Source organism: Philodulcilactobacillus myokonensis (genome assembly GCF_027923585.1).
Lineage (GTDB): Bacteria > Bacillota > Bacilli > Lactobacillales > Lactobacillaceae > Philodulcilactobacillus > Philodulcilactobacillus myokonensis.
In genome coordinates this window covers 126,101-140,081 of the sequence record NZ_BRPL01000004.1, presented here as the reverse complement: position 1 = coordinate 140,081, position 13,981 = coordinate 126,101, and the positions used below count along the sequence as shown (strand labels likewise).

The window sequence follows — 13,981 nt, the reverse complement described above, 5'->3', positions numbered from 1 at the left end:
AGAATTTAATAACTTCATTCTTTGAATTAAAAATTATGAATCAGACTTGGCCATACCCATTTATCGGTGTACTTAATGACGGTTCCGGTAAATAGAAAGTAGGTGACTGTTGCAATACTAACGGCATAAACGTGGTCCAGTAAAATTGAGCAGATGACAATCGCAACAATTGGTAACGTTAAGTCAATGGCCTGTGCTTTGATGGCACTGCCATTTAGATAATCAAAACGGAGAATGTTGGTCATATCATCATTCGGGTGTAGTAAGAGGTTAGCCCGTTGATAAATTGAGATTGATACGCCAATGATGAATGTTCCAATTAATGAAAATAGGGTTCTAATCCACCAGTTTTGATTTGGTAATCCAATTAAATTAAATAGGTTTGTAAAAATATTGATGAAGTAACTAAAGAAAAGGGTGAAAAAGATTCCCTTGGCAAATCTTATGACATCAATTTTTTTAATTAAAAATTGATTAATAATGGCGTTCACAAATCCCCATAGAAAGATAAAGATACTGGTGTTAACGCCAGTTAATTTAAATAAATCAACGGATGCAGCCGTGTAGACAGCTGAACCGGTATTGGAAGAAATGGTGAGAGCATTCCCAACGGCATTCAATAGTAACCCTAATAGTAATCCGGCTACTCTAGTCTTCATTGCATTATTTTGATGGTTTTTCAATCGAAAATAGCCTCCTAATATTTAATTTCAATGATTAATTTACTAATAAGTTGTGATAAATAAATAACCTGCAAGTAAGATCGCAAAGATACCAACAGCAATCTCCATGATCTTAGTTGGAATGTATCTAACGATGATTGGTCCTAGGTATCCACCAACGACTAAACCAATTGCTAGTGGAATAATAACGTGCCAATCAACTGGCATAAAGATGATAAAAATAATGGAACTAACGATGTTACAAACAAGTGATGATACATTTCGCATGGCATTATAAACTGGATAGGGTTTGTGAACAATCCTCGATAAAATTGAAACAATTAAAATCCCTGCACCGGCTCCAAAATATCCACTATAAATACCTACCAGTGGTAATAAACTGTATTGGAAAGAAGTAACAAATTCATTTCCGTGTTTGCCCTTGCTTTTAGGCAAAAGAATCATAATTCCGGCGAATAAAATAATAAATGGAACAACCTTCTTAAACTGCCCATTATTACTTTTAATCAATAAAATGGTTCCGATTAGACATCCAATGACGGATAAAATCGTAATAATGAATGTTTGTTTCTTATATGATTTAATTTCTGATACGGAAGATGCGACGGATGTAAAACCACTGAAGATAACACTAATGGTGGCGGTAATATTAGCCATAATGGGTGGAACTCCAATTGCTAATAAAATCGGGTAAATGGTTAGAACTGCCATCCCAACGATTCCGTTCAGAATGCCAGCAAATAAGCCACCAATAATCAAAATTAAAATTGTCGTGAAAGATAACATGAAATATATACTCCCTTTTTATCTACCAACTAACTTAATCATTTTCAATGCTTTATGTAAATTGCGATCTACTAAAGCATCAAATAATTGATTATGGTAATCACTTTTACCACTGTAATGTTCCTTTTTTACAATTAATTGATTCAAGCGACTTTTCCAAAGTGGGCTTAATTCTTGATACCATTTAATCAAGTATGGATTGCCAGACATTTTAATAATTTTGGTGTGAAATAAAATATCGGATTCAATAAAGCCCTTAAATTTTCCTTGGTTCAATAATTGATTCCGTCTAGTTAAGTACGATTTTAAAATTAACCAATCATTTGGTTGGATATCTTGATCAATTAATTCGGTAATGGCTTCTTTTTCAAGCATTTTCTTTGTTTTCCATAAAATCGGATTATTTTCATCAATGATTTTAAAACCTTTGACATAGGTACCTGAACCTTGTCTTATATCAACAATTCCAGAATACTCGAGAACGTGCATTGCTTCTCTAATGGTAGAACGGCCAACATTTAGATCATCCATTAATTCTTGCTCGTTTGGTAATTTATCACCAACAGATAGTCGATTTGATTTAATATAGTTGGTAATTTTTTTGATAGTTTCAGTTCCAAGATCAATATTTTTTTGACGACTTTTTTGTTCCAAATTATTCATCTCTTTCCAAATTCATCATATGTTTATATAATACATCAGATGAATTTGAATATGAAATATTTACTAAATTTAATCCAAAAAAGCCAGGTAATTATACCTGGCTTTTTTACTATGGGTAAATTAATTTTTATCTAATTTGTTTTTAATGTTATACTTAAATTATTATAAATTTAAGTGAAAGGATGGCGAGCAAGATGATATTAAATAAGTTGTCACTAATTAAGACTTATTTCACAAGTTACTTTCTATATAATTTAGGAAGGGTGCTACCACATGCAGTTTTAACGGTTATTTTATTAAATAAAGGGATGACCGTGGGTGATATTGCTGTTATTCAGGGCTTTTTCATGTTAGCTTGTATTATCTTCTCGTTCCCGTCTGGTGTTTTAACGGATATTTGGTCCGAAAAAATGACCTATATTACATCCTTAGTTCTACTTTTAATTTCTTACTATATTATTATGATTTCTTCTGACTTTCCATTACTTTGTATGTCGTGGTTTATATATGGAATTAGTAGTGCTACGATGGGAAATTCACTCGACATGTATTTTTTAAGATCATATCAAAATAATGGAAAACAAATTAAAAAATTCAACGTCCACTTTAATAGTATCAACCTGTACAGTACTTTGATTGGCGGTGGAATTGGTTCATTTATTTATGAGGGGATCAACAACGGCATTTATATTCTATCCATCCTTTTAATAATTGTTTCCGGATTAATCGTTTTAGTTGGATTTAAAAATGTTAAGACCAAGAAGATTAAGGAAAATAGCGTTAAAAAAATTCTAGTTGGATTTAAATACGTCTTTGCCAAAAGAAACACGCTCATAAACATTATTTTAATGGCGGTGTTTCAAATCATTATGGAACTGTTCATTCAATTTTGGCAAGTCATTCTTCTGAACGTTCATTTTAACCAGAAGTATTTTGGCTTCTTTTACGTTGCTTTTCAAATTGTGGCAATTTTAAGTAATTATATTTTTAAACGGTTTAACTGGCAAAATGACAGTCTTATTTTTGTGATCATAATTGGTTGTTTCTTTGTGTTTATGAATATGGTTAGCAATAAACTAGTTTTTATTTTAATTCTTGGATGTTTTCTCATTCCATTTAATTTGTATACCAATCAATTAACCCTTAATATTCAAAGACAAGCACCTAGTCAGATGATTTCATCTGTTATGTCTTTAACGGATACAATCTGCAGTGTTGTCTCTATGATTTCACTGTGGTCAATCGGAATCATGAATAAAGTTTGGTCATTTAAACTAATTGCATTATTAATGGTAATCGTGTTCATTTTAATATCGATAGGACTACTTTTAATTCAAGCAGTTCACACTAAAGAACATGTAACAAATGAATAAATACTATAAATTCCATTTAATACTATCTAAAATTCGTTTGTCAGAATCATTATCGATCCCTAAGTAGCGCATGGTGACGCCTTCATTAGAATGGTTTAACTTATGCATAACAAAGGCGATATTATGCGTTTGCTGGTAAACAATATATGCGCCTGTCTTGCGCATCGTATGGGTACCAAGGTATCGAATTCCAGTATTCTGACTAACTTTTTTAAGAATGTTGTAGAAACGGGAGCGACTGATGGGATGATCCTTAATTTTACGATAGTGATTCAAATTCCAGATGGATGGAAATAAATAAATACTTTTAATGTGATGCTTTAATCGGTAACGACGATATTCTATTAGATCGTTAAACAATGGTTTAATATAAATATCATTTTGCTTGCCAGTCTTTTGATCTTTGATATGAATATAGTCAACTGGGTATCCATTTTCATCGTAGATATCGTTCATCTTTAATGAAAGAACATCTGAACAACGTAATAAAGTAATGATTCCCGTCCGAAAGATCATTAAATTTCTTGTACCTGCTTGAAAATCTTTTCTTAAAGTCTCTTCAACTTGATGAAGTTTATACTTATCCTTTATGGGTTGTACGTTTTCAACTTTAGTTGCCATAACTTTTGTCCCTTCATTTTAATGTTAATTCATCTTTTGTTACCAAAACAATCGAGTCCCCAAAAATGAAAAATCCAATCCGAAAGCGATAAACTTAATGTCATCGCTAAGATATATGTTAAAGTATCGTTCCAATTTAGGAGTGATAAAAGGAGCCCGAAAATTAATCCAAATACCCAAAATAATAAAAATGCAATCCATTTTATTTTTGTCCGTTTTTTCATGAATTAATTCCTTCTTTAGTTTAAAATATTATTCATAATCGCATTTATACTAGTCATTTTGATGGTATTATAGTTATTTTATAATAAAATAACTATAACCACCATAACTAATATTAATTATAATACTTAATAGTTACTATATCAATGTTTATGGTTAGTTATCATTGTTCTACATAAAACCGTGATAACTAATTAATTTATATTCATTAAAAATCGATCATATTGATTTAAAATTAAATATGCAAATTTTAGTACATTTAAGGAAATATAATTGCTTCATGTAAAGTTATATGAAATTAAAAATTAAATTGATAGTATGCATTAAAAAATAAGCGTTATTTTTTAAGATTGAAATAAAAATGATATATTCACAATTTTAATTCGATTAATGTTAATATATTTTTAAGCAAACTTTTAAGCCGATAATTATTCTCTTAGTTTAAATCAATCAGGTGATACCATATGACAAATTATAAAATTGCATTAGTCCAAGCATATTCAGATTTGAATCAAAGCATTAATCAAGCTAGGCTAACTAAAATGGTAAAACGGGCGGCTGACAATCATGCAAAATTGATAGTCTTTCCAGAAATGTTTATGAGCACTGTTTCATCCAAAGCCAATTTGTCTGAAATTAATCAGCATGCCGAACCTCTAGATGGCCCATTTGTTGCAAATGCTAAACGGGCAGCAATCGATAATCATGTTTGGCTTATTTTTGGAATGCGTGAGACCAATGATGATCATGGAGATAAACGGGTTTATAACACAATTGTAGTGCTTGATGACCATGGTAAAATTGTTAGCACTTATCATAAAACCCATTTATATGACGCTTTTGGCAATCGGGAATCTGATCAAATTAAACCGGGTAACCATCTTTTTCAACCGATTGAGACGCCCTTTGGAAAATTAGGCTTGTTTGTTTGTTATGAATTGCGTTTTCCTGAAGTTGCACGTTATGAGGCCATCAACGGTGCTGACATTATCATCATTCCGACTGCGTGGGTCAGCGGACCACTAAAAGAATATCAGTGGAATGCACTCCTCAAAGCACGAGCAATTGAAAATACCACGTTTGTTGCTGGATGCGATAAACCAGCTAAAAATAACCGGGTCGGTTTAAGCCAAGTGATTAATCCAATGGGAATCGTTACCAATCAGGCTGGCAGTGATGAAGAAATTTTATATGCTAAAATTAATTTAGATCAGATTAAAAAAGTTCGTCAAAAATTACCATCTGCTGCACAAAGAAGACCAGAACTATATCGATAAAATATAAATGAAGGATGAAAATAATAAATGACACCAGAAAAATTTTTTAAAGATGCAAAACAAGCGTTGAATTTACCTAGTAATACCAAATTAACCAGTACATACGCATTTGGTGTTGATGCCGATTATTTAGCACAATTAGTACTAAACGGGATTAAAACGGCAACCACTAGTGCTTATGATCTATATGAAAAAGATGAGCATTTGCCAATTCAAGGTGAATACGATGTAGTTACTGATGATCATGGTAATCCAGTTTGTGTAACATATACTGAAAAAGTAAATATATGTACATACAATCAGGTTCCAGCTAAACATGCATATTTGGAGGGTGAAGGCGATCGTACCATGAAATATTGGCGAAAAGTTCATAATGATTTTTTCACCAACGAATATCATCGGATGGGTAAAACATTTAATCCTGAAATTTCAAAGATGGTTCTTGAAAATTTTTACGTTGTTTATCCAATAAAATAATCAATCAAAAAACTGGGGTGAATTTAATTCATCCCAGTTTTCTTGTTATCAATTTTAAATGTATTTATTTATTGCTTTTCTTAACATTATATCTGTGAATTAAATCGGCTTCAATTTGTTCTAGTGATTTATTTCTAGTTTCTGGAACAAATTTCATAACGAAGAATAATGATAAGAATGCAAAGGCAGCAAAAATAATGAATGGGCCACCAACATTGTTATGGAATGCAGCTAGGATAGCAAGGAAGAATTGTGAAACAACAAAGTTTGCAATCCAGTTTGATGCAGATCCAATTGCAGTCCCAATTCCACGAACAGATAATGGAAAGATTTCACCGATTAGTACCCAAGCAACAGGACCCCATGAAATGGCAAAACCACAAATATAGATTGCAATTAAAATGATGGTAGGGATGGCTGCTGTACTGATGCTCACTGTGAAGTTTAAAGTAGCTAGGATTCCTAATGAAATTCCCATAACAAGTGATCCAAAAATTAGAATTGTTTTGCGGTTAACTTTATCCATAATCAAGTAAGCTAAAACGGTGACAACAAAGTTAACAATTCCAATCCCAACTGAAATCCAGATTGCACTAGCGGTTGGGAAATGGAACCCTTTAATAAATACTTGTGGTAAGAAATAAATTACAGCATTAATCCCAACCAACTGTTGAAAAAGCATAATACCAATTGCGGCAAACAATGCGGGACGAGCAATTGTAAACAGTTCTTTCATGCCACCTTGTTTGTCATTTCTAGAAACTTTTTCAATACCTTTTAGTTCGTCTTCAGGATTTTCCCTTGATTTCTTTCTAAGGATTGTTAGAACTTGAAGAGCTTCTAAATTTTTACCTTCTTTGACTAAGTAACGAGGGGATTCAGGAAGTAATATACCACCGATGAATAATAGAATGGCAGGTACTAAAGCTGATCCGAGCATCCATCGCCAGTCACGAATTCCTAATAAATTATGACCTAAGAATGCTAGGTTTGATACATATGCCAGCAAAATTCCTAATGTAACCATTAATTGGAACATGGTTCCTAATGATCCACGGTGTTCTTTATCTGCTAGTTCTGCTAAATATGCAGGAGTTAATGCTGATGCACCACCAACGGCTAATCCCAAAATAATTCGAGCAAAAATCATTGTGATAAAACCGGTAGAAGCTGCTGATAAACCTGATCCCAATTAAAAATAAAATTGATGCTAAAATCAATAGTTTCTTTCGTCCAAATTTATCTGATAGAGATCCAATTGAAAGCGAACCGATTGCTGAACCAATTAGAACCGACGATGTAATGAATCCTGTTTGTTCAACGTTTAACTGGAAATTGCTTTCAATTAATGGGGATGCACCGGAAATTATTCCGGTATCAAACCCGAATAGCAATCCGCCTAGTGCTCCAAAAATGAAAATAAATGCAATATTTAAATGAATTTTTTTCATAATTGATGCCTTCTTCAAAATTAAATAAACTGCACCATTCAAAAACTAAAATCATTGGGATAAATCTAATTTTATGATTGCATGGTAGACACCTCTTTGATGATAAAAGGTTGATATTGCTTCTTCCTTTCACCTTGATAGTAGCATTGCAAACGCTTACAAGCAATGTTTTTGAACACCATATATTTATAAAATCTTACTATGTATATTAGAAACCACGTTATGGTAATTTAAGAGTGATATTTAAATTTAATTGATTTAATTTAGTACTGATTATTTGTTGCTAAAATTGTTTTTTGCATCCGAATTTAAAAGTTGCCATACACACCTAATATAAAAATGAAATGATCATTATTAAATGATGTAAATAAGCTGGAAATATTGGTACAAAACGTTGTTGGAAAGAATTATGATTATATTAATTGTAAATTCTAACGCTTTGGATTAAAATCGCCCATAATTTTAAGAGTACTAGAAGATATTTTAGAATCTATGTATTAATATTTTTATTTACACAAAATTATTGAATTAAATTTTTAAACACATTACAATAATTTTGAAAGGGAGTCTTGTTCTATGAAACAATCATATTTATCTAAAGTAAGTGTATCTTTAATGTCAGCTTTATTGTTTGCAACGTTATTAATGGGGGGAGTGTTTTGGCTAATTCTTTAAGAACAAATACTAGTAACAACACTACTGTTCAAAATACAAACGATGATAATACTAACAGTAATTCACTTAATTCTAATGATAGTTCTAGTCAAATAAATGATAGTGGATTATTTAATGAATTGTATGCAGCACATACTACTGCTAAGATCAAGAAGCGCTTTTATAATAATCTATCTCCAGCTAACAGATCAGCTAAATGTGGAGGAATGAAATACGGTTGGTACTTCATGGATAATTAATTAAAGGACGATCATAATATGAAATCATTAAAAAAAGAAATGTTTATATTAGTAATAACTTTTTTATCATTATTTATCTTATCTATTAATAGCAGTAATAATGTATCGGCTAGTATTTCTCAAACACATACAAAGTATGTTACTAGAAATGCTAAATGGGCTAACACTTTCAAACGTCAGGGCTATTCATACTCCTTACTTTATGGTAATCATGATTATATATTAACTAACCTTAGTAAAAAGCAATACAATAAAATTGTAAAAAATAAGGTAAGATTTCAAATAAGACATATCGGTACCTACAAAAATGCTATTTCTTTCAATTTAGTATCTAAAGGTAATAAATACAACATCTGGGCCAATTATCCTAGTAGCTTCTATTATACAAATAGTCATTCAAAAACCTTAAAGCCGATTGTAAAACTTGAAGGAAATATTTTCCATCATCCTGCTAACAAAAAATTTAAAAAATTATCTAATATGATTAGAAAAATTAAAAATAAGAAAGACAAATCAATTGCTAAAAATTCGTATTATCAGCTTAAAATATATTTAAAAACTTCTTCATTAAGAAAGATACCATATATTTTAATTGGCAATAATTGGTGATTCATAATAATTACTAATGTCTGATTTTAAGAGGCATAACATTATAAATTGTTATGCTTCTTTTTTATATTAAAATTTACTTTATATAGATAAAATCTTAATTTTGTTGGATTTCGGCTTGACATGTAGCCCTTTTTTATACACTGCGTATAATCTATGTTATGTAAAGTAAATAATAAAATTGGTTCCCCATCCATTTTATTCCTACCAAATGCGTTAAAAAGTAGTAAATTTATTTAATGTTCGCTACTAAACATAGAGAGGAATTAAGAATGTGGAAATATTAATTAATTATATTGAAATGGGAATTTGGTTTTGTATTTTAATGGCATTTGATAATGCCTTTGCAATCATTATGGATAGATCAATCGGTTATCATGTTATTAATCCCAATGGATTTTGGAATGTTTCACTGAATCTAATCTGTGCATTAATAATGATTATTTAGTTTAAAATTAATCAAAATCTGCTAATCAATATAATTAATCCGACTATTAATAAAATCATAACGATTACTATTTGAACATAAGCAAAAGTTTTGCTTGTGTTTTTATTGTACCCGCCACCGGGGATTAAGAAATTAAAAATTATATCCAGTATGAAATTCCAAAAGTCCATAGTTAATCACACCATTCATTAATTTGGATTTATTTGAACATATTCTAAGCATCCTTTACTTTTCTTTTCATGATAACGATGTTATCATTCTAAATGCAAATAACACTGTTATCAAATCAGAAAGGAAAGTTAATATGGACAAAGATTCAATCCGTCAACAAATTATTGATTTAACCGTTCAGAAAATAAGAACTAATGGTTCTGCCGAAATTTCATTAAGAAAAATCACTAAAGAATTAGGCATTACAACTGGTGCTTTTTATAAACATTTTAAAAATAAATCAGAACTTTTTATGATGGCAACTAAAAAACTATCAAAACAAGTTTATGAACAAATTTATCCAGATATTAAAGATTATCAAAAACAACCTCATTCATCCCTTATGAATTTAGGCAAAGACATCATCTACCTATTTAATTCATCTAATCACGTCATGAGTTTTTTATTTTTTAATAATGCCGCTTTAGATAGTTATCGTGATGCAAGAATCGGTGCTGAAATGCCCTTTCTTTCGATTACTAAATCAATCATTGCAGCAGCTTTAAAGACGGATGACACTGTTTTAATTAATACAACTTTCATTCAATTATGGTCTTTCATCCTAGGTTATGGAATGTTGGTTAGTAAACAGGTGGTGAAAATAGATGAGAAATTAATGAATGATACTTTACGTAAATTATTAGAGGAGAAATAAAATGAAACGAATGTTAATTGTTTATTGCCATCCATATAATGGTAGTTTTAACCATGCTGAATTGCTTAAAATTGAAAGTAGTTTAACAAAACAAAATATTAACTATCACTTAATTGATTTGTATCATGACCATTTTAATCCAGTTTATGATCAACAGGAATTAAAAATGTTTCATAACGGTGGCACCCATGACCCACTTGTTCAAGAATATTTGAAACGATTAAAACAAGCTAGTGGGATTATTTTTATTACACCCATTTGGTGGAACAGTATTCCAGGGATGCTAAAAGGATTTGTTGATAAGGTGATGAAAGAAGGCCCTAGTAAAACTCACGTTGTCACTAAGACAGGTGTTAAAGGAACCTTAACTAATTTAAAATCAAACTATGTTTTTACGACCTCGACTTCACCCACTCTTTACTATCGTTTTATGGCTGGGAATGCAATTAAAAAAATTTTCATTAAACAAACTTTAAAGCAACTTGGGATTCAAAATGTTAAATGGCATAACCTGGGTGGAATCACCAACTCAACTAATCAAAAACGAACTAATTATCTTAATCAATTAGAGCAAATCAAATTTTAATGCTTTTTATTCTTTTCAATTTTCAAATGAGTGATTGTTGCGTCCTTAGGTGGTTGCATATTAGGCAAAACATCCATCCTATCATCAATCACCTGAAGTTCAACAAACTTATGTTGATTGTCGTATTCTCCTGACATTTCAAACTTAATTGCTAAATCACCAACAATCGAAAGTAAGTCCAAAACATTGCTATGCACATTTGATAGATCACAATCCTCCCTATTAGTAAAAGCAAAGGTAATCCTCATATCATCTTCATCAATTCTAACACCAGGAACATGTTTTCGATTTTCTAAGAACATTGCTTTTATTAAATCGGCTTGATCTTTGTACCTATTTGGAACATTGCTACTTTTCATATTTATCTGCTCCTTTTGATTTTCAATTTATTAATCCAACGTTCAGCCATAAATAAAATTATCATAACAATAACAGCAGCTATTATAATCAATGCGGCATAAATGAACGAAGTATGTTTAATAATTGCAGTCACAGTTAATGAAATAATTAGCGTTATTGTCATTAAAATATTTCTAATTTTAACATTTTGTCTAAACCAAATGTAGATAATTGAAAATAAAAGTGCTAATAAATACCCACCAAATAAATTAGTACTAAATAATGAATGAAATTGAATTAATGAAATCATGATCCATGCAGTTAGAAATGCAACAGTTGCAATTATGGTTTCCAACATTTTATCTTTGTTTTTTCCCATTATTTTAACCATCCCCTTCATTTATTTATATTTTACCCTAATCATCCTATTCAATTCAATCTATACAAAAAGAATCAGAATCAAAATTCCGGTCCTTTTTAAATTAATTAATGTAAGTTACTTTTTAATCAAAATATCATGCTTTTGATAAATAATGTAAAAGCCATTCTTTAAATCAGTTACCTTATTGAATCTACCTTTTGATTTCATCGTACCAGTTGAAATTATATTTACTGCAAAATAATGGTAAAAATTAAATAAAGTCAGTCAAAATAAAAGCATCCCACAAAATTTACTTTGTGGGATGCTTTCGATTTTATATCTTTAAAAAATTTAAATTAATCAACAACAATTAATGATTTGATAGCTTTACGGTCAACCATGGCTTTATAAGCATTATCAATATCATCAAGTGAGAATCGTTTGTTAAATACTTTACCAGGGTGAATGTCACCATCTAAAACAGCTTTAAGTAAGATTGACTTGTCATAAGTTGTAACGGCAGCAATTCCACCAGATAAACTAATGTTCTTTAAGAAAGTGGTTGCAGCATTCATTTTTGGTGAATGAGGTAAGCCAACACGGCCAACAGAAGCACCTGGCCTAGCAATTTTTAGAGCAGTATCTAATGTTAAGTCAGTTCCAACACATTCTAATACTGCATCGGCACCATGGTTATGAGTTAATTTCATAACATGTTTAACAGCATCATCACCACGTTCAGCAACAATGTCAGTTGCACCAAATTCAACTGCTAATTGTTGTCTGTCCTTATGACCACTCAAAGCAATGATTTGTTTGGCACCACGTAACTTAGCGGAAATAACACCACATAATCCAACGGCACCATCACCAACGACAGCGACAGTATCGCCCCTGCTGACACGAGCAGTTCTAGCAGCGTGATAACCGGTTGCCATGACATCTGAAAGTGCTAAGAATGAATTTAACATCCCATCACTGTAGTCATCAGGATTACCTGGAATTTTAACTAGTGACCATTCAGCATGTTGATAGCGAACATATTCTGCTTGGTAATCAGAGCTATTATTATCTGAATGTGATAAACAATCGCCATCAAATCCAGCAAGACATGCGGCACAATGTCCACATCCATGGGTAAATGGTGCAATCACAAAATCACCTGGTTTAACAGTGGTGATGTTTTTACCAACTTCTTCAACGATTCCAATAGCTTCATGACCATTATTGTTAGAATTATGTGCTTTATCGTCTAATCCACGGTATGACCATAAATCGGATCCACAAACACAAGTTCTGACAACGTGTAAAATGACGTCATCATCCTTTTGAATTTTTGGTTTTGCTACATTTGCAATTTTAACCTGGCCTGGTTTTACAAATACTGTATCTTTCATTGAGAAACCTCCTTAAGATTATGTTCAACGATAATACTACAACTTTAACCCAACTCTAATGCAAGGAATTCAACTTATTATGATTCAATTAATAAAAATATTAGTATAATAATTAAAATGATAGCGATAAAAACAATCGTATCATTGATATGCCAATGCATTTTTCTAATACTACTCCGATAACGATTACCAGTATAGCCTCTTAATATCATTGCAGATGCTAAATCTTCAGCCCGTTTAAAGGTATTAATAAATAGTGGGAACATAATTGGAATGGACATTTTAATTCGTTTAATGACATTACCCTTATGAAATTGAACACCACGTGATTTTTGGGCATCCATAATGCGATGGACTTCTCCAGTCATTGTTGGAACAAACCTTAAGGCAATAGAAATCGTTAAACTGATATCTTCAACAGGGACATGAATAAATTTTAAAGGATTTAATAAACTTGATATCGTATCAGATATTTCAATGGGTGACGTTGTTAGTAGGAACAACATGCTAATGATAATGGCAATTATGAATCTAAAAAAACTCATTATTGCTATATGGGCGCCAAATGAACTAATATTAAAGATCCAAAAGTACCAATAAACTTTGCCACTACGACTTAATAATAACTGAAGTAATGAAGTCAACAAAATCATATGAATAAAAAATTTAATCCCGTGAATAAGGAAATGCCAACCGACATGGGATGTTTGAATAGCAAAGGCACAAACTAATAATAAAATCAAAGGGCTCACCCATGAATGAATTAATAAACTAGCGACAATAATTAAAATGGTTAAAAATAATTTGTTTCGCGGATCAAGTCGATGAATGAAAGAATCACCTGGAGAATATTGGCCAAAAATAAAATTATCCATTATGACTCCTTATCCAAGAACTTATGATTTAACA

The 13,981-nt window shown here is 31.1% G+C and carries 16 protein-coding genes and 1 pseudogene; 8 read left to right on the top strand and 9 right to left on the bottom strand.

The genetic code is table 11. The features are described 5' to 3' along the window. Window positions 1-26 precede the first annotated feature (26 nt). Genes WR164_RS07900 through WR164_RS07890 form a run of 3 tightly spaced genes read right to left on the bottom strand, consistent with a single transcriptional unit; the run spans window position 27 to window position 2,123 of the window. The gene (locus WR164_RS07900) at window positions 27-683 is read right to left on the bottom strand and encodes a DUF6198 family protein (protein WP_286137071.1); all 657 of its coding nucleotides are present in this window, start codon (window positions 681-683) and stop codon (window positions 27-29) included. Between the two features lie 42 nt (window positions 684-725). Beyond that, entirely contained in the window at window positions 726-1,469 is a 744-nt protein-coding gene (locus tag WR164_RS07895) for a sulfite exporter TauE/SafE family protein (protein WP_286137070.1), read from the bottom strand. An 18-nt stretch (window positions 1,470-1,487) separates the two neighbouring features. Then, complete coding sequence (locus tag WR164_RS07890) at window positions 1,488-2,123, bottom strand: FadR/GntR family transcriptional regulator (RefSeq protein ID WP_286137069.1); 636 nt, start codon at window positions 2,121-2,123, stop codon at window positions 1,488-1,490. 203 nt (window positions 2,124-2,326) lie between these two features. On the opposite strand from WR164_RS07890, the gene WR164_RS07885 reads away from it, so the two are divergent. Next, a complete protein-coding gene (locus tag WR164_RS07885) occupies window positions 2,327-3,505 on the top strand; it encodes an MFS transporter (RefSeq protein WP_286137068.1) in 1,179 nt (392 codons plus the stop codon). Window positions 3,506-3,508: 3 nt separating this feature from the next. Here the strand turns inward: WR164_RS07885 and WR164_RS07880 are convergent, their stop codons facing one another. Then, on the bottom strand, window positions 3,509-4,126 hold the full coding sequence (locus tag WR164_RS07880) for a tyrosine-type recombinase/integrase (protein ID WP_286137066.1): 618 nt from the start codon (window positions 4,124-4,126) through the stop codon (window positions 3,509-3,511). Window positions 4,127-4,812: 686 nt separating this feature from the next. Here WR164_RS07880 and WR164_RS07875 point away from each other — a divergent pair. Both WR164_RS07875 and WR164_RS07870 read left to right on the top strand, forming a co-directional pair. Further along, on the top strand, window positions 4,813-5,625 hold the full coding sequence (locus tag WR164_RS07875) for a carbon-nitrogen hydrolase family protein (RefSeq protein WP_286137065.1): 813 nt from the start codon (window positions 4,813-4,815) through the stop codon (window positions 5,623-5,625). A 27-nt stretch (window positions 5,626-5,652) separates the two neighbouring features. Continuing rightward, the gene (locus tag WR164_RS07870; protein ID WP_286137064.1) at window positions 5,653-6,102 is read left to right on the top strand and encodes an ASCH domain-containing protein; all 450 of its coding nucleotides are present in this window, start codon (window positions 5,653-5,655) and stop codon (window positions 6,100-6,102) included. Window positions 6,103-6,166: 64 nt separating this feature from the next. Here WR164_RS07870 and WR164_RS07865 read toward each other — a convergent pair. Beyond that, window positions 6,167-7,553: pseudogene (locus tag WR164_RS07865) on the bottom strand (sugar porter family MFS transporter). 659 nt (window positions 7,554-8,212) lie between these two features. Between WR164_RS07865 and WR164_RS07860 the strand changes: the two are divergent. From WR164_RS07860 to WR164_RS07840, 5 genes are all read left to right on the top strand, one after another. Further along, window positions 8,213-8,467, top strand: a complete 255-nt coding sequence (locus tag WR164_RS07860) for a hypothetical protein (protein WP_286137063.1) — start codon at window positions 8,213-8,215, stop codon at window positions 8,465-8,467. 18 nt (window positions 8,468-8,485) lie between these two features. Continuing rightward, complete coding sequence (locus tag WR164_RS07855; protein ID WP_286137062.1) at window positions 8,486-9,076, top strand: hypothetical protein; 591 nt, start codon at window positions 8,486-8,488, stop codon at window positions 9,074-9,076. Between the two features lie 274 nt (window positions 9,077-9,350). Beyond that, a complete protein-coding gene (locus WR164_RS07850) occupies window positions 9,351-9,524 on the top strand; it encodes a hypothetical protein (protein ID WP_286137061.1) in 174 nt (57 codons plus the stop codon). Window positions 9,525-9,828: 304 nt separating this feature from the next. Continuing rightward, entirely contained in the window at window positions 9,829-10,389 is a 561-nt protein-coding gene (locus WR164_RS07845; protein ID WP_286137060.1) for a TetR/AcrR family transcriptional regulator, read from the top strand. Between the two features lies 1 nt (window position 10,390). Next, complete coding sequence (locus WR164_RS07840) at window positions 10,391-10,975, top strand: NAD(P)H-dependent oxidoreductase (protein WP_286137059.1); 585 nt, start codon at window positions 10,391-10,393, stop codon at window positions 10,973-10,975. Here the strand turns inward: WR164_RS07840 and WR164_RS07835 are convergent. The 4 genes from WR164_RS07835 to WR164_RS07820 all read right to left on the bottom strand — a co-directional run bounded on the left by WR164_RS07835 (window position 10,972) and on the right by WR164_RS07820 (window position 13,947). Next, a complete protein-coding gene (locus tag WR164_RS07835) occupies window positions 10,972-11,334 on the bottom strand; it encodes a hypothetical protein (RefSeq protein WP_286137058.1) in 363 nt (120 codons plus the stop codon). The two genes, WR164_RS07840 and WR164_RS07835, sit on opposite strands and share 4 nt — an antisense overlap. A gap of 2 nt (window positions 11,335-11,336) precedes the next feature. Then, window positions 11,337-11,693 (bottom strand): hypothetical protein, encoded by a 357-nt coding sequence (locus tag WR164_RS07830; protein ID WP_286137057.1) that lies wholly within the window; start codon window positions 11,691-11,693, stop codon window positions 11,337-11,339. A 338-nt stretch (window positions 11,694-12,031) separates the two neighbouring features. Further along, window positions 12,032-13,072 (bottom strand): zinc-binding dehydrogenase, encoded by a 1,041-nt coding sequence (locus WR164_RS07825; RefSeq protein WP_286137056.1) that lies wholly within the window; start codon window positions 13,070-13,072, stop codon window positions 12,032-12,034. Window positions 13,073-13,149: 77 nt separating this feature from the next. Next, window positions 13,150-13,947 (bottom strand): energy-coupling factor transporter transmembrane component T family protein, encoded by a 798-nt coding sequence (locus WR164_RS07820; protein ID WP_286137055.1) that lies wholly within the window; start codon window positions 13,945-13,947, stop codon window positions 13,150-13,152. Between the last annotated feature and the right edge of the window lie 34 nt (window positions 13,948-13,981).

Excerpts from the sequence above, each read along its gene's own strand:
- WR164_RS07895 (WP_286137070.1), bottom strand. The coding sequence starts at position 1,469 with ATGTTATCTTTCACGACAATTTTAATTTTGATTATTGGTGGCTTATTT.
- WR164_RS07885 (WP_286137068.1), top strand. The coding sequence starts at position 2,327 with ATGATATTAAATAAGTTGTCACTAATTAAGACTTATTTCACAAGTTAC.
- WR164_RS07880 (WP_286137066.1), bottom strand. The coding sequence starts at position 4,126 with ATGGCAACTAAAGTTGAAAACGTACAACCCATAAAGGATAAGTATAAA.
- WR164_RS07875 (WP_286137065.1), top strand. The coding sequence starts at position 4,813 with ATGACAAATTATAAAATTGCATTAGTCCAAGCATATTCAGATTTGAAT.
- WR164_RS07870 (WP_286137064.1), top strand. The coding sequence starts at position 5,653 with ATGACACCAGAAAAATTTTTTAAAGATGCAAAACAAGCGTTGAATTTA.
- WR164_RS07855 (WP_286137062.1), top strand. The coding sequence starts at position 8,486 with ATGAAATCATTAAAAAAAGAAATGTTTATATTAGTAATAACTTTTTTA.
- WR164_RS07845 (WP_286137060.1), top strand. The coding sequence starts at position 9,829 with ATGGACAAAGATTCAATCCGTCAACAAATTATTGATTTAACCGTTCAG.
- WR164_RS07840 (WP_286137059.1), top strand. The coding sequence starts at position 10,391 with ATGAAACGAATGTTAATTGTTTATTGCCATCCATATAATGGTAGTTTT.
- WR164_RS07835 (WP_286137058.1), bottom strand. The coding sequence starts at position 11,334 with ATGAAAAGTAGCAATGTTCCAAATAGGTACAAAGATCAAGCCGATTTA.
- WR164_RS07830 (WP_286137057.1), bottom strand. The coding sequence starts at position 11,693 with ATGGGAAAAAACAAAGATAAAATGTTGGAAACCATAATTGCAACTGTT.
- WR164_RS07825 (WP_286137056.1), bottom strand. The coding sequence starts at position 13,072 with ATGAAAGATACAGTATTTGTAAAACCAGGCCAGGTTAAAATTGCAAAT.
- WR164_RS07820 (WP_286137055.1), bottom strand. The coding sequence starts at position 13,947 with ATGGATAATTTTATTTTTGGCCAATATTCTCCAGGTGATTCTTTCATT.